General features: G+C 41.3%; 23 protein-coding genes. 14 read left to right on the top strand and 9 right to left on the bottom strand.

What is annotated here, in order from left to right; all coding sequences use genetic code 11:
- Positions 1-54: 54 nt before the first annotated feature.
- Genes FSB73_RS01290 through FSB73_RS23645 form a run of 3 tightly spaced genes read left to right on the top strand, consistent with a single transcriptional unit; the run spans position 55 to position 2,418 of the window.
- Positions 55-1,113, top strand: a complete 1,059-nt coding sequence (locus FSB73_RS01290) for a SusE domain-containing protein (RefSeq protein WP_146779806.1) — start codon at positions 55-57, stop codon at positions 1,111-1,113.
- Positions 1,114-1,141: 28 nt separating this feature from the next.
- Entirely contained in the window at positions 1,142-1,849 is a 708-nt protein-coding gene (locus tag FSB73_RS23650) for a hypothetical protein (RefSeq protein ID WP_225974350.1), read from the top strand.
- Positions 1,771-2,418: a glycoside hydrolase family 76 protein gene (locus FSB73_RS23645; RefSeq protein WP_225974735.1), complete on the top strand. Its 648-nt coding sequence runs from the start codon at positions 1,771-1,773 to the stop codon at positions 2,416-2,418. Before FSB73_RS23650 ends, FSB73_RS23645 begins: the two co-directional genes overlap by 79 nt.
- Positions 2,419-2,533: 115 nt before the next feature.
- Here FSB73_RS23645 and FSB73_RS01280 read toward each other — a convergent pair whose 3' ends face one another.
- Positions 2,534-3,040 (bottom strand): O-acetyl-ADP-ribose deacetylase, encoded by a 507-nt coding sequence (locus FSB73_RS01280; protein ID WP_146779805.1) that lies wholly within the window; start codon positions 3,038-3,040, stop codon positions 2,534-2,536.
- 405 nt (positions 3,041-3,445) lie between these two features.
- On the opposite strand from FSB73_RS01280, the gene FSB73_RS01275 reads away from it, so the two are divergent.
- A complete protein-coding gene (locus FSB73_RS01275; RefSeq protein ID WP_146779804.1) occupies positions 3,446-4,264 on the top strand; it encodes an SGNH/GDSL hydrolase family protein in 819 nt (272 codons plus the stop codon).
- A gap of 278 nt (positions 4,265-4,542) precedes the next feature.
- On the top strand, positions 4,543-5,127 hold the full coding sequence (locus FSB73_RS01270; protein WP_146779803.1) for an RNA polymerase sigma factor: 585 nt from the start codon (positions 4,543-4,545) through the stop codon (positions 5,125-5,127).
- A 164-nt stretch (positions 5,128-5,291) separates the two neighbouring features.
- Here the strand turns inward: FSB73_RS01270 and FSB73_RS01265 are convergent, their stop codons facing one another.
- From FSB73_RS01265 to lipA, 4 genes are all read right to left on the bottom strand, one after another.
- Complete coding sequence (locus FSB73_RS01265; RefSeq protein ID WP_146779802.1) at positions 5,292-7,709, bottom strand: alpha-ketoacid dehydrogenase subunit alpha/beta; 2,418 nt, start codon at positions 7,707-7,709, stop codon at positions 5,292-5,294.
- Positions 7,710-7,799: 90 nt separating this feature from the next.
- Positions 7,800-8,648, bottom strand: a complete 849-nt coding sequence (locus FSB73_RS01260; RefSeq protein WP_225974349.1) for a DUF3307 domain-containing protein — start codon at positions 8,646-8,648, stop codon at positions 7,800-7,802.
- Positions 8,636-9,274 carry a SatD family protein gene (locus FSB73_RS01255; protein WP_146779801.1) on the bottom strand — a complete coding sequence of 213 codons (639 nt, stop codon included), beginning with the start codon at positions 9,272-9,274 and terminating at the stop codon, positions 8,636-8,638. The genes FSB73_RS01260 and FSB73_RS01255 overlap by 13 nt, the downstream gene beginning before the upstream one ends.
- Positions 9,275-9,399: 125 nt before the next feature.
- Positions 9,400-10,320: a lipoyl synthase gene (gene lipA / locus FSB73_RS01250; protein ID WP_146779800.1), complete on the bottom strand. Its 921-nt coding sequence runs from the start codon at positions 10,318-10,320 to the stop codon at positions 9,400-9,402.
- A 615-nt stretch (positions 10,321-10,935) separates the two neighbouring features.
- Here lipA and FSB73_RS01245 point away from each other — a divergent pair.
- From FSB73_RS01245 to bshC, 3 genes are all read left to right on the top strand, one after another.
- Positions 10,936-11,346, top strand: a complete 411-nt coding sequence (locus FSB73_RS01245; RefSeq protein WP_146779799.1) for an OsmC family protein — start codon at positions 10,936-10,938, stop codon at positions 11,344-11,346.
- Between the two features lie 111 nt (positions 11,347-11,457).
- Positions 11,458-12,768 (top strand): 30S ribosomal protein S12 methylthiotransferase RimO, encoded by a 1,311-nt coding sequence (gene rimO, locus FSB73_RS01240; protein ID WP_146779798.1) that lies wholly within the window; start codon positions 11,458-11,460, stop codon positions 12,766-12,768.
- Positions 12,769-12,856: 88 nt separating this feature from the next.
- Positions 12,857-14,593, top strand: a complete 1,737-nt coding sequence (gene bshC, locus FSB73_RS01235; protein WP_158639367.1) for a bacillithiol biosynthesis cysteine-adding enzyme BshC — start codon at positions 12,857-12,859, stop codon at positions 14,591-14,593.
- A 295-nt stretch (positions 14,594-14,888) separates the two neighbouring features.
- On the opposite strand, the gene FSB73_RS01230 is transcribed toward bshC, so the two are convergent.
- The 3 genes from FSB73_RS01230 to recG all read right to left on the bottom strand — a co-directional run bounded on the left by FSB73_RS01230 (position 14,889) and on the right by recG (position 18,534).
- Entirely contained in the window at positions 14,889-15,647 is a 759-nt protein-coding gene (locus FSB73_RS01230) for an NADPH-dependent FMN reductase (protein ID WP_146779796.1), read from the bottom strand.
- 81 nt (positions 15,648-15,728) lie between these two features.
- Entirely contained in the window at positions 15,729-16,238 is a 510-nt protein-coding gene (locus FSB73_RS01225; RefSeq protein WP_146779795.1) for an OsmC family protein, read from the bottom strand.
- Between the two features lie 184 nt (positions 16,239-16,422).
- Positions 16,423-18,534, bottom strand: a complete 2,112-nt coding sequence (gene recG, locus FSB73_RS01220; RefSeq protein ID WP_146779794.1) for an ATP-dependent DNA helicase RecG — start codon at positions 18,532-18,534, stop codon at positions 16,423-16,425.
- 342 nt (positions 18,535-18,876) lie between these two features.
- On the opposite strand from recG, the gene FSB73_RS01215 reads away from it, so the two are divergent.
- From FSB73_RS01215 to FSB73_RS01190, 6 genes are all read left to right on the top strand, one after another.
- A complete protein-coding gene (locus FSB73_RS01215; protein ID WP_146779793.1) occupies positions 18,877-20,067 on the top strand; it encodes an acetyl-CoA C-acyltransferase in 1,191 nt (396 codons plus the stop codon).
- A 519-nt stretch (positions 20,068-20,586) separates the two neighbouring features.
- Positions 20,587-21,255, top strand: a complete 669-nt coding sequence (locus FSB73_RS01210) for a hypothetical protein (RefSeq protein ID WP_146779792.1) — start codon at positions 20,587-20,589, stop codon at positions 21,253-21,255.
- A 188-nt stretch (positions 21,256-21,443) separates the two neighbouring features.
- A complete protein-coding gene (locus tag FSB73_RS01205) occupies positions 21,444-22,703 on the top strand; it encodes a hypothetical protein (RefSeq protein WP_192904087.1) in 1,260 nt (419 codons plus the stop codon).
- 99 nt (positions 22,704-22,802) lie between these two features.
- Positions 22,803-23,261 (top strand): methylglyoxal synthase, encoded by a 459-nt coding sequence (locus FSB73_RS01200; protein ID WP_146779791.1) that lies wholly within the window; start codon positions 22,803-22,805, stop codon positions 23,259-23,261.
- A 70-nt stretch (positions 23,262-23,331) separates the two neighbouring features.
- Positions 23,332-23,850 (top strand): metallophosphoesterase family protein, encoded by a 519-nt coding sequence (locus FSB73_RS01195; protein WP_146779790.1) that lies wholly within the window; start codon positions 23,332-23,334, stop codon positions 23,848-23,850.
- Positions 23,851-24,051: 201 nt separating this feature from the next.
- On the top strand, positions 24,052-24,561 hold the full coding sequence (locus FSB73_RS01190; protein WP_146779789.1) for a winged helix-turn-helix transcriptional regulator: 510 nt from the start codon (positions 24,052-24,054) through the stop codon (positions 24,559-24,561).
- Positions 24,562-24,757: 196 nt separating this feature from the next.
- Here FSB73_RS01190 and FSB73_RS01185 read toward each other — a convergent pair whose 3' ends face one another.
- Positions 24,758-25,927 carry a methionine aminotransferase gene (locus FSB73_RS01185; protein WP_146779788.1) on the bottom strand — a complete coding sequence of 390 codons (1,170 nt, stop codon included), beginning with the start codon at positions 25,925-25,927 and terminating at the stop codon, positions 24,758-24,760.
- Between the last annotated feature and the right edge of the window lie 187 nt (positions 25,928-26,114).

The raw sequence follows: 26,114 nt of genomic DNA, 5'->3' as shown, positions 1-26,114 counted from the left end.
AGTTTTTATTGCGCTTTCTTTCTTGCTTGCATTGCAGGTTGTAAGAAAAGTGATATGGAATATAAAGATCCAAAAGTTAGTTCTGTGGATGAATTGTATGCGCCAGTGGATAATCAACAAATAATTTTGAGTACACAACCTGATGCACATTTACTTTTTCAATGGGCCCCAAGTCATGCGCAGGATGGACAACTTGTGTCTTATGAGGTGGATTTTTATTCGGATGCTGATACAGATAAACCGGTTTATAGAGTGGTTTCCGAAAATACTGGGAAAGAGTTATATGCGAATATTTCGCATATAGATATAAATAAGGCCTGTTCAGCCGCAGGAATTCCAACTGGGGAAACAGGGACGATTTATTGGACTGTATCCTCTTGGCGTGGAATAAGTTCTGCTACTTGCCCTGTTAGAAATAAACTTGTCGTTAAACGTCTAGAAGGATTTGAGGTGATCCCTGATAATGTTTATTTAACTGGAGATGCATCGGAAACCGGTGATGACTTGGCAAAATCGATGCAGATGCAAAAAATTAGTGATGGTAAATTTGAGATTTATACGAAATTAAAAGCTCAAGGTGGGTATGAATTTGTAGACCGAGTGTCTGGAACGCCTACTACTTATTATATAGATGGATCTGGCAAACTTGCAGAAGCCGATAATGGCGAGAGTTCTAAAGTTAGTGAAGATGGTATTTATAGGATTACAGTTGATTTTACCAATAAAGGAACCTCGATAACGACTATTCAAAGTGTAGGTGTATTTTTTAGTCCAACTAATTCAATTATGCTAAATCTTGATTATAAGGGCTTGGGAGTATGGTCTGGTTCCACGGTTATTCATTTGAAACCTGAAAGCTGGGGACTTGATGAGCGTTACAAATTCCAGATGGAAACATCTTCTGGTACAGAACAATTAGGTACAAAAATAGATAGTGATAGTCCGCCTGATGCTAATTCCCCGGCTTCCTACTTTTATGTAACCTTATTAGATGCGGTTACACAGTGGGATCATAAATGGAAATTTGACCACAGTTTAGATGGACAAAGCACCACCGTTACACTTTTGTTACAAGGCGGAGCTCCTTATACGCATACTGTTAAGAAAAATTAAATTTGGCGCTGAATATTAAATTTTTAATATGATAACATTTTATTGTAATCGAGATCAAGAATCTGGTACCTTTAGAAAGTACAATGATTTTGAGTGGATTAAGACATGTAAATCCTTGATGGTATCTATTATTGTTTTGTTGTTTTTACCTTTGATTTCCTGTGAGAAATATCTTGATCCATATAATGGGGATCAAGGTTTAAAAACCAATTTTTATAAAGTTGATTGGGTCGCAGCAGCAGATAGCAGTACGAATTCCTTTATTAATAGATATTGGAATACGACCAGTCATGTATTCAACAATACTTATGATGGAGAAATTGCGTGGAATGATTATTGGCCTGAGGCCCATGGTTTGGATGTTATGGTAGATGCTTATTTGCGCACTAAATCAGAAAATTTTAAACAGGATATTTATGATTGGTATGAAGGTGTTAGAAAGAAGAACTGGTATAGTGATGACTGGGAAAATGTTTTTTATGATGACATGGGCTGGCATTGTTTGGCGCATATGAGGGCATTAGAGGCTACAGGTGACCAGCGTTATGCCAAATCCTCCAAGGATTTATGGACGTGGATTACACAAGGTTGGTCAGATTATGATGGGGAGGCATTAAGTGGAGAAAAGAATCAGATGATCTTGGTGAAGGTAAAGGTATTCCCGCTAATGGACCTGCAGCTATTATTGCTGCCAGGAGGTATAAATTATACCCAAATGAAGTTGTTGGTGGACTGAATGATCTTCAATGGGCTAAAAAGATTTATGATTGGATTAAATACAATCGGACAATTCTGTCCTCTGGAAGAGTATTCGAGGCAATTAATAATACGAATAATGATTATTCTTATGACGTGGGAACTGACCTTGGTGCTGCCCTTGAATTGTATGATATCACGAAAGATTCTGTTTATTTTAATGATGCTATTCGGATAACCAATTATCATATTACACATAATATTAATAGAACTTATGGCGTAATGACTGATTATGGCGAACAGAGTGGAAATGGTGGCGGAAATGACGTTAATCTTTTTAAGGGTATTTTTGTACGCTATTTTACTATATTGATTCAAAACCCTGATTTGCCTGCTGAAGATAGAGACCGGTACATTGCTTTTCTGACTAATAATGCAGAATATTTGTGGGAGGTAGGTACACAGAAAAGTCCGGATATTAAATTCAGTTATACATGGTGGAAAAACCCTGGGGATACTGAACTTTGGGGGGATTTAAGATCTGCCATTAGTGGAGCGACAACCATTGAGGCGATGGCTTTATTACAGAAAAAGGGTTTTATAAAGTAAATAAAAAGCAATTCTTTGATGGGGTATACGTAGCCTTTTCAATTGGATATATGCTTTGCCATGTAGTACATTTTTTTAGGATTTATTACTTAATGCATTTTTGATGTCTTTAAATTTATAATAACTTGTCGTACAACATAAAGTTCTCTTTGTCAAAGCACACAAAGAGAACTTTATCAATTTGATCCTGCCTGCCTAAAAATTCACGCACGGTATCCACCGCTATTGTAGCAGCCGCTTCTTTTGGATAACCATAAATGCCAGTGCTGATATTGGGAAAAGCAATACTTTTGGCGTCATTTTTTAAAGCTAGGAATAGACTATTGCGATAACAAGCGGCGAGTAAAGATGCTTCGTTACTTTGTCCGCCATTCCATTTAGGACCTACTGTATGAATAACATATTTAGCGGGCAGATTACCCGCAGTGGTAATCACCGCCTCACCCACTTTGCAACCGCCTTGTTTATTTTTGATTTTGATACAGTCTTCTAAAATGGCTTTTCCGCCAGCCCGGTGAATCGCTCCATCAACGCCACCACCTCCCAGAAGTGAAGTATTCGCCGCATTGACAATCGCATCGGCAGCGATTGTTGTTATATCTCCTTTGATGACTTCTATCATGTGATAGTTATTAATTTATTTATTTAAAATGATGCCTTTGTGTTTATCAGTTTCGGACAAAAAGCGGACCCAAAAACGAATCACAGTAATCCATCAATTGCACAACCCGGCGCAAAAATATTCAAAAACTTATTATTTCACAAAGACACCCATCTTACTGTAAGTGAATGTCGCGTTTATATTCTTACTTAATGATTTAATAAACATTAATTGTGGGTCTCTATGAGCTTCGTCCAACCCAGACAAAACATGGTAATCATGCAATGTCAGGCAATCAAACTAGCTAGTAGAAGGCGTTTTGTTTTAATTTATCTCGGAACTTTTATCAATATGGCGAAAATGTTTACCTTTCGGCAATAAACTGGTGCAAACGTTTGTAACAATTAATTTTTAAATCTGCTTTAAATGTACCCCACACATAGAAGAAGGAATCTTTGGGTTATCGTGGCTATTTTTGCCTTGATTTGCGGTTTCAATGGTGTTAAAAAAAAGACGCTTCATATTGTTTTTATAGGTGACAGTATCACCTATGGGGCTGCCGTTCAGGATAGAGATCATTTTGCGCCACCTGCTGCAGCGGCCAGTGCTTTGCAATTAATGGCCTTAGTGAAAAATATTGAGTTTTATAATGCAGGCAAGAGTGGGGCAACTACACTGGATTTTTTGCCTGGCACTGATTATTTTCATAATGTAACCGAGGCTGCTGACAAGTTTTATCAGCAGCAAAAAGAGTTAACTTCCAGCGAACAATTGACCAATGAATTGATATTTTCCATTATGTTAGGCACCAATGATAGTGCCATAGAAGGCACCCATGGTGCGCCAGTTCCACCAACAAAATATCAACATAACCTTGAAGTGCTTATTGATTCATTACTGGTTCGCTATCCCGGTGCCAAAATTGTGATTCAGCAGGCGCCCTGGTACAGTGATAATACTTACAATGGCGCCAAGTATTTAAAACAAGGTCGCCAGCGATTGCTTAGTTATAATCCCGCTATACATGACCTTGTCAGTCATTATAAATCAACCAACGCCAACCAGGTTTTTTTAGGGGATCAAACAGCCTTTGATTATTTTAAAAAACATCATAATAAGAGTATGGCGCCGGAAAAAGGACACCAAGGCGTATTCTATCTGCATCCTAATAATGCTGGCTCAGCTGTTTTGGGCAATAAATGGGCAAAAGCTATTTATAAGGCTGCTTTTAAAAATGCATTTTGATCTCTATAGTAGATCTCTGTGCGCTACAATTTTATACTCTTTAATAATAGCTTAAGCATACCCTAAAATGGATTAATTTTAATGGTTACACTGGGGATGGAGAACACTCTATTTCCCCTTTTTAACATTCAAAAAAAAGATATGTTAGCGGAAATTTAACGGAAATCCGTCATTCACAATAAGATAGACATAATATTTTACATACTGTTATTAAAATGCCAAAAAAAAATTGTCTATTCGACTAAGGAGCGTTATTTTTAACAAAACAAACAAACCGAATGATGATGCAAACAATGAGTAATTTTTCGGATTTAACAGCAGATAATCTTTTATTAAAGCAAGCCCAACAAGACCCAAAAGTCTTTGAGCAAATTTACCGAAAGTACTTTCCCCTGCTGTATAATATAGCTTATAAAAAGTTGGGTGTCAAGCCTTTATCTGAAGATCTTGTTCAGGAGATTTTTGTTGCACTTTACCAGAAACTAGATACGCTGGAGATCAGCTGCTCATTGAGTGCTTATCTGAATAAAGCCATTCGTTTTAAAATTATGAATGAATACAGGTCAAAAGCTGTTCGCATCCATTACAGCAAAACCGTTTTTTCCTTTGCTTTGTGCAAAACCGATTTTTCCACGTTGGAAGTCAAGGAATTATCGCACAAATTGGAAAAGGTATACGAACGATTGCCCAAAAAATGTCGCCAAGTATTTTTACTAAGCCGTAAAGAGGGGTTGAGTCAAAAGGCCATCTCCCAAAAACTAGATATCTCTCTAAGTACCGTAGAAAAGCATATTGGCAAAGCACTTAAAATCTTCAAAGATGAGCTCCAGGAATACCACTTTTTGATCCAGGGTCTGGCATAGATCCGACTCCTAAAACTGGTAGTTGCCTCATTAGAGGCCAGCCTTCCTGATCTTGCCCGCTGATTATCGTCAAAGTATCATTACGTAACAAGGCCTGCAATGTTTCCTGATTAAATCATTCAACTTTGCAGGCCTTGTTAGGTTATATTTTAGGTTTACTGTTATTATTCAGCCATCATTTCTCTAACTGTCTGTATAATCTGTTCCACATTTGGTTTACTAAAATAATCGCCATCACTGGCATAGGCCGGTTTGTGATTTTTGCCAGATAGTGTCCGTGGAGCCACATCTAATAGCTTATAGCCTTTTTGCACTTCCATAACGTGTTGGAACATATAAGCTGAAGCCCCTCCCGGAACATCCTCATCCACAAAAAGTATCCGGCTGGTTTTAGCCAGGGATTGGCTGATCAGGTGCTCGGTGTCAAAAGGAAGGAGCGTCTGAATATCCATTATCTCACAGTCTATCCCAAGCTTTTCAAGTCTCTCAGCTGCTTCCTGAATAATCCGAAGGACGGATCCATAAGAGACAATGGTGATATCGGTGCCCACGCGTAGCGTTTGTGGAATACCAAGCGGCACGGTAAAGCTATCCAGGTTAGCTGGCAACTTTTCTTTTAACCGGTAGCCGTTCAGACATTCAACCATCAGTGCCGGTGTATTGGTCTGTAATAAAGTATTATACATACCGGCAGCTTGAGTCATATTGCGTGGAACGCAAACATAAAAACCGCGCAAGGCATTTATAATCATACCCATGGGGGAGCCACTATGGAATATCCCTTCCAGGCGGTGTCCACGGGTACGTACAATGATGGGACAACTTTGCTTGCCTGCTGTTCGGTAATGCAAAGAAGCCACATCATCACTTAATGGTTCCAAGCCATATAACAGGTAATCCAGGTACTGGATCTCGGCGATAGGGCGGAGCCCTCTTAGCGCAAGCCCGATCCCTTCACCCATAATGGCCAGTTCTCTGATACCCGTATCAAATATTCTTTCTGCGCCATATTTATTCTGTAATCCGGAAAAGCCCTGGTTGACATCACCTATTTTCCCAAGGTCTTCCCCGAAGGCCATGACAGCAGGGTTATGGGCAAAGAGCTGATCAAAATATTTATTTAATACTTCAAATCCATTGATAACCGGTGCGTTAGCCGGTATTTCGGCTGGGATTACCGGTACATTTTTATGCGATTTTGGTCCCCTGTCATATTGAAATTTATCATAAAGGTGATGCCAATTGGTCGTGGTGGTTTTCTGGTAATCTACCAAAGCTTTTATTTGTGGAGCGCTGATATTATAATTAACAGCCTCCAAAGCTTCCGCCACAGCGCCTAGGATATCTTTACGCAATGGATCTTTTTGGCTCATTAATGCGGTTGCCAGATCGTTAAGGGTATCCTTAATTTTGGGTTTGGCTGCTGGGGGAGTTTGGGCCGCAGCCCTTATCAAATTGCCTGCTATTTGGGCTTCTGCTATCAGTGGTCGTACATAATCTTCCCAAGCTTGATCGCGGGCAAGTTTCACTTTCTTTTTAGCATCCTGTTGAATCTGGGCTAGTTCAGGTTCCGTTGCAAGTCCACTGGATAGCATCCATTCCTTCATCTTTTTTAAGCAATCCCAGTTTCTTTCCCATTGTAGTCTATCTGTTGATTTATACCTTTCATGACTGCCTGAGGTGGAATGACCTTGTGGTTGGGTGATCTCCTGGATATGAAAGAGGGCCGGTGTATGGGTTGTTCTGATTTTTTCGATGGCTGGCTCCAGTACTTCGCAAAGTGCAACATAATCCCAGCCTTTAATCTGATAGATATCGATGCCATTTGTGTCCGCTTCTTTTCTTAGTCCTTCCATTGCTCTGGAAATGGAACCTTTGGTGGTTTGTTTGGCGGTAGGAACCGAGATTCCGTAACCGTCATCCCATACAAAGGCAGCTAAGGGAACCTGCAAGACGCCGGCTGCATTCATAATCTCCCAAAAATGACCTTCGGAAGTAGCGGCGTCACCAATAGTGGCAAAGCAGACTTCGTTGCCATTATCGGACAGATTTTTAAATTGGGGCGCCTGTAAGCTGGGATTGTTCCTAAAAGCTTTGGAGGCAAAAGCCAGCCCCAATGCTCTTGGCATCTGACCTGCGGTAGGTGCCATATCAGCCGCCGTATTTTTCATGTTAACTAATGGCAGCCAATTGCCATCTTTATCCACATTGGGCGTGGTATAGTGACTGACCATATTGCGGCCGCCACTTAAAGGTTCATTATTAATATCTGCGTCTGCATACATCTGGGCAAAAAACTGTTGGATCGTTCCCATTTTAGTAGCAAAGGCCAGTGTCTGGTCTCTGTAATATCCGGAACGAAAATCGCCTGGCTTGAAAAATCGGGCCACGGCTACCTGTACAACCTCCTTACCGTCTCCAAAAACACCAAATTTTGCTTTGCCTGTTAATACTTCTCTGCGACCCAAAAGACTGGCTTCTCTGCTTTCTATCGCGATGCGGTAGTCGTTGAGCACCGAGTCTTTAAAATCTTCAAAGGACAGCATTTCGTTATTTTCCATATTCATCGTTAGATTTTCCATGCGCTAAAAATAATGTTTTTTTGAAAACTGGCCTTGGCAGCCTTGTCGCTTTGCTGTTAAAAACTCAAAATCTGCCCCTAATTATAAATGTCAGACCAGCCTCCCCTGTAATAATAAAAGAGCTGCAAAAATTGCCAACCCAAAACTGAGCAAGGTGCCAATTAATACATATTCTGTTAATTTTCGGTCCCGGGCAGCCCTCAGGTCGCCAAACCGAAAGATAGATTTGGCCGCCAGTAAGAAGCCTACGGCTTCAAAATGGCCGCATATGATAAATGTAAATACAAAAAGTCTTTCCAGCATCCCTATATAAGTGCCTGCATTTTTTAAAGAATCCGTTTCCAATTGTGTGTTGTAGGAAGGGGTCCATACGGTAATCAGGTTGCGGATTAAGATGGCCGAAGGACTGGTTAAAAAGACTGCGGCCGTTATAAGTAGGATGTGTTGCGGACTCCACCAGCTACTTAGTCCTGATAAAATTATTTTAAGGAGTATTTTGGGATTTCCATTGTAATAGCTAACCGTCTGCCATAACAGGGCAATGAGCAAAATAGACAGTAAATGGAGAAGTTGATCATACCAAAACCAACGTCTTTTACTTTTTGCGGCAGTTGCAACCTTTGCAGGTAACTGAAAGGTTCTTTCTTTTTCACTTTTCAGTTGATCAATGGCTCCATGCAAAATGGTTAAAACCAACGCAAAAGGCCAGAAGCTAAAATTTGCAATTAATAGCCAGGCCAGGACACCATGCAGAACTATATGCCACCAGAACGCGTTTGATTTGTAACCTGACCTTGATTTTTGTCTGACCCAACGACTGGGCTGTAAGACAAAATCACCCAACAGATGTGCCAATAGCAACAATACCAGTGTCATGATAATCGACATGGAATTTGCTGTGTCAGCAGAGGTGGAGACTGCCAGATTTAGCTGCTGCATAGCATCTTAATTTTTTCCTTGAATAATTCCAGGGTTTGCTGTAATAAGTCAAAACCGGATCTTTTAATTCTTTGGCTGACTGCAGATTGCGCTACATTTAGCCGCGTTGCCATTTCTGTCTGGGATAAGGTCGGATTGGATAATGCCAGATCTACGATTTCTGCGGAACCAGCCGACCAATTGTCGGCGCTCAATAGTACCCATTGCAAGAGTAAATTCCATTCCCGGTCCCAGGCCTCATTGTCTGTGGCGACTGCCAGGTGAATCCTTTTATTTTTAATATCATCCAACTTACGACCAGAAAGGATAAAGGCCGGACCGTTTGATTCCGTTAGAGCGGTTGTTTCCTTATTGGATTGTTCCTTACTTCCTTCCATAGCGCCAATCCCTATGGCAATACGCACCTCCGTTTCCGCAAGTGCTTTTAATTTTGCTTTAATCCTAAAGGCAGCCGTCAATGCATCCTCAGCTGTAATTAATCTCAGCTGAAATTCGTCGCCCCTATATACTTCCCAATCGACGCTTTCTTGTCCCCAATTAATCAACGCAGATTTTAAAGCGGGCAACCATTTTGATTTGTCCAGGTGAGTAGAACCCACAATATCCCCTGTTAAAACGGCTATCATTGAACAAATATAAGGTAAAATGCTTATAGTAAAAAATATAAGCCAAATAGCTTATAATATAAAATATTAGCTATTTGGCTTATAATAGATGTAATCAAATTATTTTGCGATCTCAAATGGAGGTTTTAGCCTGCCAGGCCTTTTTCTTCCAGCCATTTGCCACGGCCATAACCTTTATCAACATGTCTTTCGCTATGATAGGAGGAACGAACCAGCGGCCCACTTTCCACATAATCAAATCCCAGCTCATAGCCGATCTCTCTGTATTCCGCGAATTCATCCGGATGGACAAAGCGGGCAACCGGCAAATGTTTACTGGTCGGTTGCAGATACTGACCAATGGTGACAACATCAACTGCCACACCTGCCAGATCTTTTAAGGTTTCTACAATTTCTTCTTTGGTTTCACCGAGCCCTAGCATAATGCCTGACTTTGTACGGGCGCCGCCCTCTTTAAGAATGCGTAATGTTTCCAGGCTACGGCGATATTTAGCCTGGATGCGCACCTGCCTAGTCAGCCTTTCTACAGTCTCAATATTATGCGATATGACCTCAGGTGCGGCATCGATGACGCGTTGAATATTTTCCCGGTCAGCTTTAAAATCAGGAATTAAGGTTTCCAGTGTGGTAGTTGGATTTAAGGACTTTACCGCTTTAATGGTATTGTGCCAGATAATAGATCCGCCATCTTTTAATTCATCTCTGTCCACGCTGGTGATTACCGCATGCTTAACTTTCATTAAGCTGATGGCCTCCGCAACCCGTTGAGGTTCGTCCCAGTCAACGGCTTCTGGCCGGCCAGTGGCAACGGCACAGAAGCCGCAGCTACGGGTACAGATATTGCCTAGAATCATAAATGTAGCCGTTCCGGCTCCCCAGCATTCGCCCATATTGGGGCAATTGCCACTCTCGCAAATGGTATGTAACTTATGTTGATCTACCAGGCCGCGTACATGCTTGTACTCTTTTCCGATAGGCAGTTTTACGCGTAACCAGTCTGGTTTTTTTACTCTTGGTTTGTCGCTAATAACGGGTAATTCCTGCATTATGTTTACTTATATGATTATCGTGGATTAGTTTCCTTATCCTGATTGCAACGCCCAGCGAATACAAATGGATAACGCAAAAGTACATAATTCTAAGGGAAGAAGAAATTTGCATCCACCTTGTTAAAAATAGGCACTATCAACTCTAGGATAGGTAATAATTGTTTATAATTGTTTGATAATTAGTGATTAAGTTTTAGATCAGGCAAACATATACCCATAAGGCTTCCTTTCTGATCAGAAAGGAAGCCTTATGGGTATATCAAAGGATAGTAGTAAGGGATTCAAAGGCTGTTATAAAATGGTTCCATAAGATTTTAACATTTGATTTTAGGAGTGACTACTAATTAGTTTAAGGGAGCCTGCCAGATATTTCGGTTGTAATATATCAATTAGGGCCAGGTTTTTCAGCTTGGTGTGGGAAGGGTAGAATTTTTATGATAGGTTGGTGGCTGATATAGCGATAGGATGGCTCTATTGATTGCATGCAAAAAGTAATTACATTTGTTTGGCAACGGGCATTTTACTTACAGGTAATGCCACTGGAAGCCATTTAAGTATGGAACCGTTAAGGACTTAATAAAAAAATTAAATAGTTAAATAATTACTTATTTTATGACAACAGAAATTATATATCAGGGTGAGTTAAGATGTAAAGCCACTCACGAAAGAAGCAAAACAGTGATTGCTACGGATGCGCCTGTGGATAACAAAGGAAAAGGCGCTGCCTTTTCCCCTTCAGACTTGCTGGCAGTAGCGTTAGGTACTTGCATTATTACGACTATTGGCATCAAAACAGATGATTGGGCCAGTGAGAGCTCCTTTGAAGGTACGCGCATTGAAGTAACCAAGACGATGAGTCAGGACCCACGCAGAGTCGGACAACTGGATGTGGACATCTATCCCCCGGCCGGAATTCAACTAGATGATAAACAGCGCCAGATTGCTGAAAATATTGCCCATACCTGCCCGGTGGCAAAAAGTCTGCATTCGGATTTAAAGCAAAATATCACCTTTCATTGGTAATTATACCGTGTATTTAACCGGTGATTTCCGCAGGTAAAGTGTTAAGGTCATAACTATCCGGCTTAAACGGTGGCAACTGCCAGGTAAAATCAGTAATTTTGCCCCTTAATTATGAAGGCTAGAACGCTCAAGAAGGATAAAGTAAATATTATTACGCTGGGATGCAGTAAAAACCTGGTGGATAGTGAAGTGCTCAGTGGTCAGTTAAAGGCCAATGATATTGATGTGGCGCATGAAAATGAGGCCCTGGACCATAATGTCGTGGTTGTTAATACCTGTGGTTTTATTGATAAGGCCAAGGAAGAAAGCATTCAAACGATTTTGGAACAGGTGCAGCTAAAAAAACAAGGCGCGCTGGACAAGGTCTATGTGACCGGCTGTCTGAGCGAAAGATACCGTCAGGATCTGGAAAGCGAGATTCCGGAAGTGGACGCCTGGTTTGGAACCATGGAACTCCCGCTTATCCTGAAAAAGTTCGAGGCAGATTATAAGGCTGAACTCTTAGGGGAACGCTTTTTAAGTACACCACAGCATTATGCCTACCTGAAAATCAGTGAAGGCTGCAATAGAACCTGTGCTTTTTGTGCGATTCCGTTAATGCGGGGTAGTCATATCTCCAGACCAATAGAAGATCTGGTTCACGAAGCCGAAAGTCTCGTGAAAAAAGGGGTTAAAGAGATTATGGTGATTGCGCAGGAACTGACCTATTACGGACTGGATATCTATAAACGCAGAGCCCTGGCTGAATTACTGGATAAATTAGCGGATGTAAAAGGCCTGGAGTGGATCCGGTTACATTATGCCTATCCCAATAAATTTCCAATGGAGGTATTGGAGGTGATGAAGCGTCGCCCGAATATCTGTAATTACCTGGATATGCCTTTACAGCATGCTTCCGATCATATGCTCTCTGCCATGAAAAGGCAAAGCACCAGAAAAGAGATGCAGGAATTAATTGATAAGATCAGATTGACCAATCCAGGAATCTGTCTAAGAACAACCCTTATCGCCGGATTCCCTGGAGAGACCTTAGAGGATGTGGAAGAACTGAAGGAATTTTTAATAAAAAACCGATTCGACCGTGTTGGCATCTTTCAATATAGTCATGAAGAAAATACCAGTGCTTACCAATTGGAAGACAATATCCCCGCAGCAGAGAAACAAAGAAGGGCAGAGGAAATAATGGAGGTTCAACAGGAAATTTCCCTGGAAAAGAATATGGAGAAAATTGGTCAGACGCTAAGGGTTCTGATAGATAAAAAAGAAGCCGGCAGGTATCTGGGGCGCACCGAATTTGACAGTGTGGAAGTAGATAATGAGGTTGTCGTGCAGACCGACAGCGTGCTGAATCCTGGTGATTTTGTTATGGTGAAAATCACGAAAGCCTATGATTATGACCTGGAAGGGATCTGCGTAGAATAGCCTTAGCGGTTAGTGAGCTAATTTTCTTCCAGGGGAACAGTCGTTTATGTCGCGGCGCCTCAGCGCTTGTAAAGCTAAAGTCTTAAACATGGCAGTAGATAAAACAACAGCAAATATAAAAGAAGTGAACCTTGAGGACTGTAAGGATTGTACAAAGGGGCCTTTTATGGATTATGCCGATACGAATTATTTTTCCAAAATAGTTTTGGATTACCTGAATGGAGCCCCTGCGCTCCGTTCTTTTTATGCGCATTATCCGGATAAATCCGGTCTTGCCTCGGCTTTGCGTCTAAAAGAAGGCTTCCCTGTTCAAAACAGAAAGACGCTGGTGGAAAATCTAAGGCGTCATTATGGAGATGGACCGCATCCTGATAACAACGTGGACCGCCCGGTTTTGCAATCCTATCCAAAAGTGCAGGCAAATATAGAAGCGCTACTGTCTGAAAACACCTTTAGTATAACCACGGCTCATCAACCCAATATTTTTGGCGGTCCGCTTTATCTGATTTATAAAATCCTGCATGTAATCCAATTAGCAGAAGAACTAAACGTACAGTATAAGGAGCAGGGAAAATACTTTGTGCCTTTTTATTATATGGGAAGTGAGGATGCCGATCTGGAAGAAATTGGTCAGATGCAGGTAAATGGTAAGCGGTATATCTGGCAGACCGATCAAACAGGCCCGGTTGGTCGTATGAAGGTTGACAAGCCTTTACTCGGCTTGATAGATGAACTTTCAGGGCAGATTGGAGTAGAGGTGTATGGGCCTGAATTTATACAATTACTTAAGGATGCCTACCAACCTGGCCGGCTTATCCAGGAGGCGACTTTCGCTTTTATTCATCAGTTGTTTGGCCGCTACGGCCTGCTGATACTGATGCCAGATGACAGAAAGTTGAAAGAGCGCTTTGAACCCGTAGTCTTAAAGGAATTAGCCACAGGCTTTTCTCATAAAGCCGTTGAAAAAACATCAGCGGCCATAAAAAAAGCTGGATATAAGGTGCAGACCCATGGTCGCCCTATTAATTTGTTTTACCAGCAAGGGAACCATAGAGAAAGAATTATTAAAGAAAATGAACTATTTTATATAGAGGGGCAGGAAAGTCCCAAAACTTGGACTGAAATAGAACAGGAGGTCAAAGAAAAGGCAGATTTATTCAGTGGCAATGTGGTGTTAAGAGGGCCATTCCAGGAAACTATTTTGCCAGATATCGCTTTTGTAGGCGGTGGAGGAGAATTGGCTTACTGGCTGGAAATGAAAGGCGTATATGAGGCAATTGACCTGCCTTATCCTGTACTTTTATTGCGAAATTCCTTTATGCTGATTGGCCAAAAAGAAAAAGCGCTTATGGATAAACTGGGATTACAACCTATAACGCTTTTCAAGCCGTTACATGTTATCCAGGATACTTTGCTTCAAAAAATGGGGGCTGCCATTGATTTGGATAATGAATTGATGGCTTTGGAAGCCATTTACGAAAAAATGGGGCAAAAGGCTACAATCGTTGATACAACCTTATCCGTCCATACAAAGGCTATTGGAACGATCGCTAAAAACAAGGCTTCTCGCTTACTTACAAAAATGAAAACCGCGCAGCGCAAAAAATTAGCTATTGAAACCAGGCAGATTAAAAAATTAAAGGAAAAATTATTTCCAGCAGATAGCCTGCAGGAAAGAACGGAAAATATTGCAGGATTTTATGCACAATATGGTTCAGCGATACTGGATTTGATAAAAACAGCCAGTCAGACGACTAGGCAGCAATTTGGGATAGTATATTTACCGGAACCTGCCCAATGGGACCGGCAGGATATGGTAATTTAGCGGATTAAATTGGCCTGATTCCTGGCTTTGGCAGGATGATTTTGGAACAGCTAATAAGAAAGTATATTTTTTGTATATTTAAATTGGATAAGGTGCTAAAATATTCAATAATTGATTAAATTTTAAATTATGGAAAAAGATTGTCCAGTATTATTGACTTTGATCGTCCGGTTATTGCTGTTTATTTTCTGTATTTTGATTTTCGTCAGATTGTTAAATTGATCTTTACCCCTTTACAGTTATCTTTTGCCACAAAAAGTATATATGACTTTGTAAAAGATTTTATTATTTTGCCTTAGATCAGCTTTTCTTCCTTGAAATCGGCTAGTATAAGTTCCTTCAAGGCAAATAAAAGCTGTTGTAATGAAGCAATTGTTTCAGGGTCAATAAGTTGTCCGCTGCTGTCGAATTTTCCTGCTATGCCACGGATACGTATGGAGGTTTGGTCGGTAAATTTCCCTCCTAAGGTTTTAACAATCAATTCAAGACTTTCCTTAGCCTTATCCCCGGAAGCGGCAGCTATTATTAATGCCATGGGCTTATCTGAGAGCACCGTTGTTGCTACCAGCCATTCAAGTGCATTTTTAAGGATGCCCGGCAAGCTAAATACATATTCGGGGCTGCAGATAATGACCGCATCTGCATCAGCCACTTTTTCGCGCAACTGTTGGACGACAGTCGGTACGCGACTTCCTGGCACACCGGCATCTGACCTTTTTTCAAATCTGGGATGCTGATCCAAATCACGATTCGGATCATTTATGTACTGGGGTGTCGATAGTGCGTCCAGCGTGTCAGTTCCAGCACTTGATTTATCCAGGTCGGGATCAAAAAACGGAAGCCCTGAAATAGGAAATGTATTCCAATGTATCAAGGCTTCTGAGCTAAGTTTTGCCTGCTGGTCCTTCGTCTTATCTGTACTTGGAGTACGCTGTTTTTGGCTTTCACCAAAGCCAGGTTGCATCGCCAGTCCTTTTAGGAACTTAACCAGTTTATAATTAGAGGAATGATCTTTTGTACTGCCGATCAGTGCCAGTATTTGTAGGTGCCGCATAAATCACATTTAAATTGGCCAAATGACTAGTGTAAGGATTGCCTAAGTTAGGTAATGTGGCCATAAAAAGTGAAGATACGTTTACTCGCTGGCATATTCAAATGTAACAATGATCTCTACCATAAAATTCACAGATCGGGAAATCGGGCAACGCACTGCAGCCAGGTCCTGGCATAATTGAGCACTTTGCTGATCTGCCTTACTTTGAAGTTTGACTGTTGGATTTAAAACGACTCTTCTAAACCTGCCGGGTACCACGTTTAATAGTTCATTGTCTGTTTCCTTTTGTACTTCTTCCTGCATCACCCCAATAGGGCTGTCCTGATAGGATAAAACGGTGATGCCTTTTTCTGCACATAACTGCAAAAACCAAAGCATTTGACTGGAACTAAGTGCTGCTAGCAACATTTCTTCTGGATTGTATTTGGCCTTATCGCCTCTATGGGTTGGATCTGCGCTACCCTGAATGATAGATTTATCTTCCGCACTCAGTTCGAAGGCCCTTTCATAGCTTAAGTAAGAGGCCGTACCTTTCCCTGTATTTCCTGTCCATTGAAGGTTTAAGTGATAATTGCGCGTGTTTTCTGCCATAATTAATAATATTTTTAAAATGAATAGTTGAATTCATTTACCTGTCTTTTTAATAGGAAAACAGACTTTACTAGTTGGTTTTACTATAAATAAAAATGAAATAAATGAAATTGTATATGACGCGGCGTAAAAATACAATTTTTGTTTTATTCAGTCCTAATTCTTTGGGGTATTTGCAGACAGATCAGGATATCTTACTCCAGGCTGTTTTGCCCATGGTTTGCATCAGAAAGGTACGTAACATCATGTTTTGCGGCAGTTCCAGTTTTTCATCAGCTTCAACAAGCTGGGTGGCCAACTTTTTGGCTACCAGCAGAATTTCCTGGTCTGCCACCAAATCAGCGAGTTTTAGGTTGAGGGCGCCACTCTGGCGGGTCCCTTCAATATCGCCAGGTCCACGTAATTCCAGGTCTTTTTCTGCAATTTTAAATCCATCGTTGGTGGCACACATAATGGCCAGTCTTTGTTTGCCATCTTCGCTGAGTTTATTGCTGGTCAGTAAAATACAATAGCTTTTTTCACTGCCACGTCCCACACGTCCGCGCAATTGATGGAGCTGAGATAAACCAAATTTCTCCGCACTTTCTATAACCATAACAGAAGCGTTCGGAACATTCACACCTACCTCAATAACCGTTGTACTGACCATTATCTGCGTGTCACCGTTAACGAAACGTTGCATGTTCATCTCTTTTTGCTCTGGCGGCATACGACCATGGACCATACTGATTTTATAGAGATGTTCCGGGAAATAACTCTTCACCTGTTCATAGCCTTGCATCAGATCCTCATAGCTTAGTTTCTCACTTTCTTCAATAAGTGGATAAATGACATAGGCCTGTCTGCCTTTATCAATTTCTGAACGCATAAACCGCATGACTTTCATACGGTAGATATCGGTTCTGTGGAGCGTCGTTATCGGCTGCCTGCCTGGAGGCAGCTCATCCATGACACTATAATCCAAATCTCCATAGGCGGTCATCGCCAGTGTCCTTGGGATAGGGGTGGCCGTCATCACCAGGATATGAGGGGGGATGACCGATTTTTGCCAGAGTTTGGCTCTTTGGGCAACACCAAAGCGGTGTTGCTCGTCCACTATAGCCAATCCCAGGTTCTTAAAGACGACTTTATCTTCTATAATGGCATGGGTGCCAATAACTATCTGAATTGTGCCTTCAGCTAATCCAGAAAAGATTTGTCGTCGCTCTTTCGTTTTGGTACTGCCGGTTAGTAAACGCAAGGTGATCGGGAGGTCTTTTAAAAGCGCAGAAAGACCCGTATAATGCTGCGTCGCCAGAATTTCTGTGGGTGCCATAAGGCAACTCTGATAACCATTATCAGCTGCCAGCAACATACTTAGTAAGGCAACAATGGTTTTGCCACTGCCTACATCACCTTGCAGTAGTCGGTTCATTTGATGTCCACGGGCCGTATCCTGTCGGATTTCCTTTAAAACACGTTTTTGCGCCCCGGTAAGCGTAAATGGCAGATGTTTCTCATAAAAGGTGTTGAAAAAATCACCCACCTTATCAAATAATATGCCTTTGGAATGCCTGCCCCTTCTGATTCGGATCAGGTTTAAACGGACTTGGGCTATAAATAACTCTTCAAATTTGAGCCTTCTAAGCGCCTGTTTAAAAGTGGCTTCGTCTGGTGGATAATGAATATAACAATAGGCCTGGAAGCGTGGCATCAACTGAAGCGATTGGCAAATTGCCTCAGGGATGTTTTCTGGCAGCTCTTTCTCAGATAACATCTGAATGAGCGGCAAGGTTAATTTACCGATCTGACGACCACTTAACCCGCGGGCCTTTAATTTTTCGGTAGAAGGATAAATAGGTTCTAAAAATGCCTTTGCGGCTGGATCCTGGCTTTCGGCTAATTCCATTTCAGGGTGGGACATCTGGGCCTTACCGTTAAAAAAGCTGACTTTTCCATAAATTAGCCAGAGCGCACTTTTTTCCAATAGTTTTGCTACCCAGTTTGCTCCCTGAAACCAGACCAATTCAATAATACCGGTACTATCTCTAAACTCAGCAACGAGTCTTTTGGCCCTGCCCTGTCCCAGCATTTCATGAAACGTGATTTTCCCACTAAGCTGGACATACTCCGTGGCGGGTGTGATCTCCTTTATAGTGTTGATCTTTGTGCGGTCAATATGTCGGATAGGGAAATGATAGAGTAAGTCTTCAAAACGAAAGATATTCAATTCTTTGCGCAACAAATCCCCCTTTAGGGGACCCACCCCTTTTAGGTATTCAATAGGATTTTGCAACATTGATGAACCTCCTTGCATAAGCATTACTTAAGTAAATACTTTATAATTTAAAAGACAATTGCTATAACAAATTGTCCATGTGGTCACAAAATAAATAAATAAAAAGCAAAGGAGCTAGTTTCCTGTCGCAAAATGCCGTGAAGGAGATCAGGGGGATCAGGCTGAACTTGGAATGCAACACAACCAGCTATCTGTATAAGGTTAAAATTAAACAGAGACTTTGTAGTTTAGCTAACAATTGTTATTTTTGGTGCGGTTTGATGCTGCTACTGTTTGTTAACCATGCAGAGGGTTTTCAAAAGTAGGCATCAGGATGCTACCTAAAGTAAATTAAACTAATTAAATAAATTTAAGCGTTGTATGCAAGAAATAGATAGAACCGTATATATAGTAAGTGCTACCAGAACGCCCATGGGGAGTTTTGGCGGTGTTTTAAAAGATATACCTGCCACGACCCTGGGAAGTATCGTTATTAAATCTGCCATCGAAAAAGCGGGCCTTGCTACCCAGGATATTGAAGAGGTTTTTATGGGTCAAGTATTGCAGGCCGGTGCAGGGCAGGCACCTGCCAGACAGGCTGCCTTAAAGGCTGGTCTTGCCGACTCTGTGATTGCCTCCACTATCAATAAAGTCTGCGCCAGTGGCATGAAAGCAGTCATGTTGGCGGCTCAGTCCATTATTTGTGGAGACAGGGATATAGTGATTGCCGGGGGAATGGAAAACATGAGTAGTGTCCCCTTTTATTTGAAAAACCACCGTTGGGGATTTAAATATGGACCGGACGTAGTGGAGGACGGGCTGGCCGGCGATGGACTGACAGATGCCTACAGCGGCCAGGCGATGGGCATGGCTGCTGAAAGCTGTGCAGATCAGTGTCAGATTACCAGAGATATGCAAGATGAATTTGCCATTCAGAGTTACAAGCGCAGTCAGGCTGCCTGGGAAAGCGGGCTTTTTGCACCAGAAATTACCCCTGTAATCATCCCAAATAAAAAGGGAGATCCTTTAATTATTGATAAGGATGAGGAACCATTCAAAGTGATTTTTGATAAGATTTCAAAGCTAAGGCCTGCCTTTAAAAAGGATGGAACTGTTACTGCAGCCAATGCCTCCACCATGAATGACGGAGCGGCCGCGCTGGTGTTAATGTCCAAAACTGCTGCAGAAAAGAAAGGAATAAGGCCGATTGCGATTATCCGCAGCTATGCAGACAGCGCCCAAGCCCCAGAAATGTTTACAACCAGCCCGGCACTAGCAGTACCGATTGCTGTTAAGAAAGCGGGCCTTGCACTAAAAGATATTAGCTATTTTGAATTAAATGAAGCTTTTTCAGTGGTGGGCATTGTCAATACGCAAAAACTAGGGATAAGCCCTGAACAGGTAAACGTGCATGGGGGAGCCGTTGCATTAGGCCATCCACTAGGCTGTAGTGGTGCCCGTATATTAGTCACACTACTTGGTGTGCTAAAGGCAAATAACGCCAAATTCGGTGCTGCCGGCATCTGCAATGGTGGTGGCGGGGCCAGCGCCATGGTATTAGAAGTTGTGTAGTATAAAACACTGATTTAAAATATATTGCCGTGTTTTTAATATCGAAAACAGCCTAAACATTTTTTGGGCAGGCTCATTTGCATTTTTGTAAGCCTGCCCAAAATTAAGGCTATAGTCCCTTTGCAATATTTGGATCAGCATTTTGATCCTTGAACCAGCTAAATTGCTACTTGTTAAGTCCACTGATCTAACTGAGTTGTTTGTGTATCTCTCCTAAAGCAAATAAAGATAGCCTCAATCTTAACAACTTTTTAGTGATTGAGTAAGTTCTTTTGTAATTCATTGATAATCTGCTTGGAATGCTGTTTTTGGCCCGGATTTACAAAAGGGCAATCATAAAAAAAACGCTCTTTGTGTTTGATAATTTTACCTGCACAATGTTCAAGCCGATTTTGTGTACAAATAAGCCCATCGTGTGGGAGGGTAAATTTGTTGTAATAATGTCAATTGCGCTGTCTTACTGTCCATTTAGCCCTATATTTACGGGCAATATAATATTCTAATAGTCGACTTTTTTATATGGATAGTGTAAAAAGCATAGAAAATACCCGCAAAAATGCCTTCAGGTGCCAGATTGGTTTATTTGGGTCGAAGCGCAGATCCTTTATTGTAGGGCTTTATACGATTTTTAGTATAAGCCTGATCTTTTTTGGGACTTCAACTGTTATTGGACAGGACAATGCCAGCGTTGGAAAAGATTCCCTGATTAGCAATAATGGAACTGTTTTTACAGGGCATTATAATAAACCGGTTTTTGGGCATAGCAGTTTTACTTATAAAGGGAAAAAGCATCCATTGGATGCCAATCAATATCAGGCCTATAAACATGACGGAACCTGGTTTAAGAGCGTGCAATTAACCAGTGTAGCAGATCCTGTCTGGATGGAGTGGCTTGAAAGAGGACCTATTAACCTCTATCAATATGTCAGTTACGGTGCTGCCACCAGGGTTTCTCCCAGAAATCTACCTCAAAGTTATGTGGTATGGCTGGCTCAGAAAAAAAATGGCCCTTTGCTTAATGTGAATGGCGTATTATCTACTCAGGAAAAAGCAAAAGAAAATGTCCACCGTTTGTTAGTAGGGCAGCCGGATCTGGCAGGGGAATTAAATGATGCGCCTTTTAATACACGGATGATCCGGGGATTGATTGCGGCATTTAATCGAAGAACAAATAAGAGTGAACAGTAACCCAGATAGGCAACAGCGTCGCTATGGAAATAGGTAAGGAGTTTGTGTTTTGACACAAACTGACAAAGGAGCTTTTCCTTATTTTTTTTATTGTTTAATGCATTGGTTATTTTTGGGCAATTGAGCGTCAAAGACTAGCGTTATAAAAAGAAAACTTAAACGAACAACCGGATAATACGTGGCAAAGAATGGAGATATTTGAAGTACATACCAAGGCGGATAAACGTGATTTTTTGCGAATCTCACCTTTATTAGGTCAGAAATTCCCCAATTACGTGCAGCCCCTGGATAAAGATATTGAAGATGTGTTTAATCCCGCAAAAAATAAATGCTATGGATTTGGGAAAGCTACGCGTTGGATTTTAAAAAACAATGGCAAGGTCATAGGTCGGATTGCGGCCTTTATCAATGATCAATATAAGAACTTTGGGACGGACTTTCCAACAGGCGGCATTGGCTTTTTTGAATGCATAGATGATCAAGAGGCCGCCAATATGTTGTTTGACCAGGCCGCCGGGTGGCTCAAGACCCGTGGCATGGATGCTATGGATGGACCCATAAACTTTGGGGATCGAGAAAGGTGGTGGGGGCTGATGATTGAGGGATTTAACGAAGAACCTATATATGGAATGGCTTTTAATCCACCTTATTACCAGAAACTCTTTGAGCGCTATGGTTTTAAAAATTTTTATGATCAGTATTTTTTTGCCATGAAAATTACTGATCCAGTACCAGATAAATACATTGAAAGGCATGCCCGTTTTAAAAACAAAAAGGATTATACTGCCCGTCATATAGATTTAGACAATATAGAGAAACATGCAGCGGATTTTGCGACCGTGTATAATGCTGCCTGGTCGCAGCATAATGAAAGTAAAACGATTACCAAGGAGGATATGATCCGCAACTTCAATGAGATGAAACCAATCATCGATGAGGATATCATCTGGTTCGCCTATTACAAAGAAGAACCGATTGCCATGTGGATCAACATCCCGGATCTGAATGAATATTTTAAACACTTTAAGGGTAAATTTGGCCTTTTGCAAAAGCTGCGTTTTATGCTGATGAAACGTAATGGTGTATGTCAACGTTTTACCGGTATTGCTTTTGGGGTTGTACCAAAATACCAGGCATTAGGGATTGATGCTTTTATGATCACAGAAGGGTCAGCCCATATTCAGAAGAAGCGTTCATATGAAAAGTATGAGATGGGGTGGACCGGAGACTGGAATCCCAGGATGTTGAATATATATAAAGCGCTTGGCGGAAGGCTTTCCAGAAATCTAGTGACTTACCGTTATATTTTTGATGATCGTCATCCTTTTGAAAGGCATCCGACTATTGATTATTCGACCATAGAAATGAATAAAACGCATAATGATGGACAGCCTTTAGTGGAGGAGGCGGAAAAATCAGATGAGAAGTTAAATGGAGAGCCGCAATAAACCAATAAAGCAAAAAGGGAAAACATGAAAAAGATAAAAGCAGGACATTTTAAATGATTATGTACTGCTTAGTACCTTCACATTAATAATAAATAATTTATGCTTGAGCCGAGAATATTACAGGAAAAAAAGACCATCGCTTTAGTAGCGCACGATCATAAAAAAGATGATCTGATTGCCTGGATAGGGCAAAATAAAGAAAAACTGATTCCCCATCAACTTGTAGCCACTGGTACCACCGGTAAATTAATTGAAGCGCATTTAGGGGTGGAAGTACAAAAAGTACTGAGCGGTCCTTTGGGCGGGGATCAACAAATTGGTTCTATGATCGCTAATGGGCAAATTGATCTGGTTATTTTCTTTTGGGATCCCATGGAAGCTCAGCCACATGACAGTGACGTTAAAGCGTTACTTAGATTGGGCGTGGTATGGAATATTCCGATGGCCTGCTGCCCGGCTACCGCAGATTTTGTGATCTCTTCTGCCTATATGGACAGTAAGTACGCCTGCCAACAAACTGATTATACGGCTTATTTGAAAAGAAGAATTGAACCTTAAGAAGCAAGTTTATTGGAGAAGTTGGTTCTTAAGCCTGCAAACGGCTATTTTAATGATTTTTAATTGACGCATGACGAAAATTGGTCTATTATCCGATACACATAGTTATTTACCTGAAGCCGTTTTTGACCATTTTAAAGCGGTGGATGAGATTTGGCATGGAGGAGATGTAGGTGACATCTCGGTGCTGGACAGATTGGCTGCTTTTAAACCGCTTCGAGGTGTTTATGGCAACATCGACGGAGCGGCCGTAAGGAGTCGCTTTCCATTGGATAACCTGTTTTTTTGTGAGGAGGTAAAGGTGCTGATGCGTCATATCGGTGGATATCCCGGCCGTTATGCGCCCGGCGTCCGGGATCTGATTAAAAAGGAAAAACCGAGACTGTTTATCAGTGGTCACTCCCATATTTTAAAAATCATGTACGACGAAAAATTAGCCTGTCTGCATATGAATCCGGGAGCTTGTGGCAAACAAGGCTGGCATCAGGTGCAGACTTTGGTAAAATTTGCGATTGAAGGGAGTAATATAACTGATTGCCAGGTGATTGAGTTGGGTAAGAAATCGTCCTCTGCAGAAGGGCCCCAATAAATTTTTTAGGCGTATGTATTTGATAAATTTGATATATAAGTAAGCATGATTGTCAGAAAAGCGTCAAGTTTTCCTGATCAAATCGTTAAAGCGGCCATTAGCAAGGCATTATAGTTTACTTTTGAAACTGGCAGTTATTTTTATAGTTATTGCCAGCTGGAAACTATATTCATCACTCAAACGATTTAATTATTTTATATCATGATAGATAATGCAATAGTGGCTAAATCAAATACGTCTATAAGGCCTTTTGAAAAAGAGGCACCTAAGGATAATGAAAAAGAGCTGCATGCGCTCTGCAAACCCAGATTAAGAGCCATCCACGATACCATGGATCTACTCAGCGGAAAATGGAAAGTAGCTATTATCGGATATTTGCATACAATGGGCAAGTGTCGCTTTATGCAACTCCAACGCAATATTGAAGGCATAGGTGCTAAAATGCTTTCAAAAGAATTAAAAGACCTGGAAATCAATGAGCTGGTCACTAGAACGGTTCTGCACACACGCCCGGTAACCGTAGAATATGAACTTACAGATTATGGAAAGACCCTGCAAAATATCATAAATGAACTTTGTAGTTGGGGTTTTAAACACCGGGAGCGCATTTTGAAAAGACAAACCGAGTGTACCTGTGGTGAAAACCCGGAATATGGCTGTGAAGCCCATCACCATAGTGAGTTGCCTGGAGAAACCAAAAAGGCCGTCTAGTAACTCGTTTAGGTTTTAAGAAAAATCGAGTCAGTCCTTACCCCAGATACCATAGATGTAAATTTTCTATTTGGATTTGGCAGCGACTGGCTCGATTTATTTTAAGGGTATAAAATGTTGAACTTTACAGGTAGTTAATTGTTTTATATAAACAATACAGTCTATTGAACGATTGGCCGTTTTGCCTGACTCGCCATTAATAAGGCGGATGCAATGAACGGCCCAACCGGCACAAGCGTTTTGCAGCTTTTTTAAGCGTCTCGTCTTGCTTGGCAAAACAAAACCGGATAAGCTTATGATCTCCAAACTGTTCACAAAGGGCACTGAGCGGTATCCCAGTGACGCCAGCTTCTCTATTGAGCCAGATGGCAAATTCCTTTTCAGGCATCAAGCTAAACCCCTCATAACTGTAAAGCTGAAAATAACTGCCTTGAACTGCTAATGGTTTAAGTGGTGAATCTTTTAATGACTGCATCAGCAAGTCCCTTTTCATTTGTAAGAACCCTGCTAATCTTTGATAGGTGTCAGGATCGCTCATGTACTCGGCAATGGCCATCTGCGCTGGTGAAAAAGTGCTGAAAGCATTATTTTGATGGACTTTTCTGATTTCTTCTGTCAGGTGTTTATCAGCTATAATGTAACCAATTTTCCAGCCGGTACAATTAAACATTTTTCCAAAAGAATGTACGGATACGGTTCGCTCCCTGAGTTGTGGATAGGCAAGTGGAGATAAATGCTTTTGTCCGTCGTAAATAACATGTTCATAAACCTCATCACAGACAAGGATAATATTTGTACCAACCAAAAGATCATGGAGCTTGAGCAGGGCTGCCTCCGTTATTGTGACTCCTGTTGGATTATGCGGCGTATTAAGGATGATCATTTTGGTAGCGGGCGTAATTTTATCTTTCAAAAGATCAATATCCAGTTTAAAATCGGGATAACTAAGCGGCACAGCTATGGGCACACCACCCACGGCTATTACCGAGGGGCGATAGCTGTCATAGGCCGGATCAAAATAGAGCACTTCATCATTTTCTTTAATAAAAGTGGCAATTGCCGTAAACAAAGCATTGGTGGCACCCGGTGTAATGGTGATTTCTGACTGCGCATCAAAACTTTGACCATGTTCTTTTAAGGTTTTTGCAGCAAGTTTTTCTCTTAGCACCAGATAACCGCTGGACGGTGCATATTGATTATAGCCATCTTCCATGGCCTTGGTAACGCCCTGTATAGGTAAAGGATCCATTGGGTAATCCGGGAAACCCTGGCCTAAGTTTATGGCGCTGTGCTGGATAGCAAGCTGTGACATTTCTGTAAATATACTGGTAGGCGTATCTGGAAATTTGGAGTTAATAGTAATCATATTCTTATTTTTAATTATAACTATGCGGGAAGAAGTTCCCGGCTATTGCAGTCAAAAATATGAATGTTTGAATGACAGCCGGGGTGTGTTTGCAAATTACAGAAAGGTCGCCAGAGAATCTAAAAAATCCTTTGGCGACCTAATTGTTTATTCAATGAATGTGTTTTACTGATGACACATTCTTAAA

Source organism: Arachidicoccus ginsenosidivorans (assembly GCF_007971385.1).
GTDB classification, from domain to species: domain Bacteria; phylum Bacteroidota; class Bacteroidia; order Chitinophagales; family Chitinophagaceae; genus Arachidicoccus; species Arachidicoccus ginsenosidivorans.
This window is presented reverse-complemented; position numbering and strand designations above follow the sequence as displayed.

Excerpts from the sequence above, each read along its gene's own strand:
- FSB73_RS01290 (WP_146779806.1), top strand. The coding sequence starts at position 55 with ATGGAATATAAAGATCCAAAAGTTAGTTCTGTGGATGAATTGTATGCG.
- FSB73_RS23650 (WP_225974350.1), top strand. The coding sequence starts at position 1,142 with ATGATAACATTTTATTGTAATCGAGATCAAGAATCTGGTACCTTTAGA.
- FSB73_RS01280 (WP_146779805.1), bottom strand. The coding sequence starts at position 3,040 with ATGATAGAAGTCATCAAAGGAGATATAACAACAATCGCTGCCGATGCG.
- FSB73_RS01275 (WP_146779804.1), top strand. The coding sequence starts at position 3,446 with ATGTACCCCACACATAGAAGAAGGAATCTTTGGGTTATCGTGGCTATT.
- FSB73_RS01270 (WP_146779803.1), top strand. The coding sequence starts at position 4,543 with ATGATGATGCAAACAATGAGTAATTTTTCGGATTTAACAGCAGATAAT.
- FSB73_RS01265 (WP_146779802.1), bottom strand. The coding sequence starts at position 7,709 with ATGGAAAATCTAACGATGAATATGGAAAATAACGAAATGCTGTCCTTT.
- FSB73_RS01260 (WP_225974349.1), bottom strand. The coding sequence starts at position 8,648 with ATGCAGCAGCTAAATCTGGCAGTCTCCACCTCTGCTGACACAGCAAAT.
- FSB73_RS01255 (WP_146779801.1), bottom strand. The coding sequence starts at position 9,274 with ATGATAGCCGTTTTAACAGGGGATATTGTGGGTTCTACTCACCTGGAC.
- lipA (WP_146779800.1), bottom strand. The coding sequence starts at position 10,320 with ATGCAGGAATTACCCGTTATTAGCGACAAACCAAGAGTAAAAAAACCA.
- FSB73_RS01245 (WP_146779799.1), top strand. The coding sequence starts at position 10,936 with ATGACAACAGAAATTATATATCAGGGTGAGTTAAGATGTAAAGCCACT.
- rimO (WP_146779798.1), top strand. The coding sequence starts at position 11,458 with ATGAAGGCTAGAACGCTCAAGAAGGATAAAGTAAATATTATTACGCTG.
- bshC (WP_158639367.1), top strand. The coding sequence starts at position 12,857 with ATGGCAGTAGATAAAACAACAGCAAATATAAAAGAAGTGAACCTTGAG.
- FSB73_RS01230 (WP_146779796.1), bottom strand. The coding sequence starts at position 15,647 with ATGCGGCACCTACAAATACTGGCACTGATCGGCAGTACAAAAGATCAT.
- FSB73_RS01225 (WP_146779795.1), bottom strand. The coding sequence starts at position 16,238 with ATGGCAGAAAACACGCGCAATTATCACTTAAACCTTCAATGGACAGGA.
- recG (WP_146779794.1), bottom strand. The coding sequence starts at position 18,534 with ATGCAAGGAGGTTCATCAATGTTGCAAAATCCTATTGAATACCTAAAA.
- FSB73_RS01215 (WP_146779793.1), top strand. The coding sequence starts at position 18,877 with ATGCAAGAAATAGATAGAACCGTATATATAGTAAGTGCTACCAGAACG.
- FSB73_RS01210 (WP_146779792.1), top strand. The coding sequence starts at position 20,587 with ATGGATAGTGTAAAAAGCATAGAAAATACCCGCAAAAATGCCTTCAGG.
- FSB73_RS01205 (WP_192904087.1), top strand. The coding sequence starts at position 21,444 with ATGGAGATATTTGAAGTACATACCAAGGCGGATAAACGTGATTTTTTG.
- FSB73_RS01200 (WP_146779791.1), top strand. The coding sequence starts at position 22,803 with ATGCTTGAGCCGAGAATATTACAGGAAAAAAAGACCATCGCTTTAGTA.
- FSB73_RS01195 (WP_146779790.1), top strand. The coding sequence starts at position 23,332 with ATGACGAAAATTGGTCTATTATCCGATACACATAGTTATTTACCTGAA.
- FSB73_RS01190 (WP_146779789.1), top strand. The coding sequence starts at position 24,052 with ATGATAGATAATGCAATAGTGGCTAAATCAAATACGTCTATAAGGCCT.
- FSB73_RS01185 (WP_146779788.1), bottom strand. The coding sequence starts at position 25,927 with ATGATTACTATTAACTCCAAATTTCCAGATACGCCTACCAGTATATTT.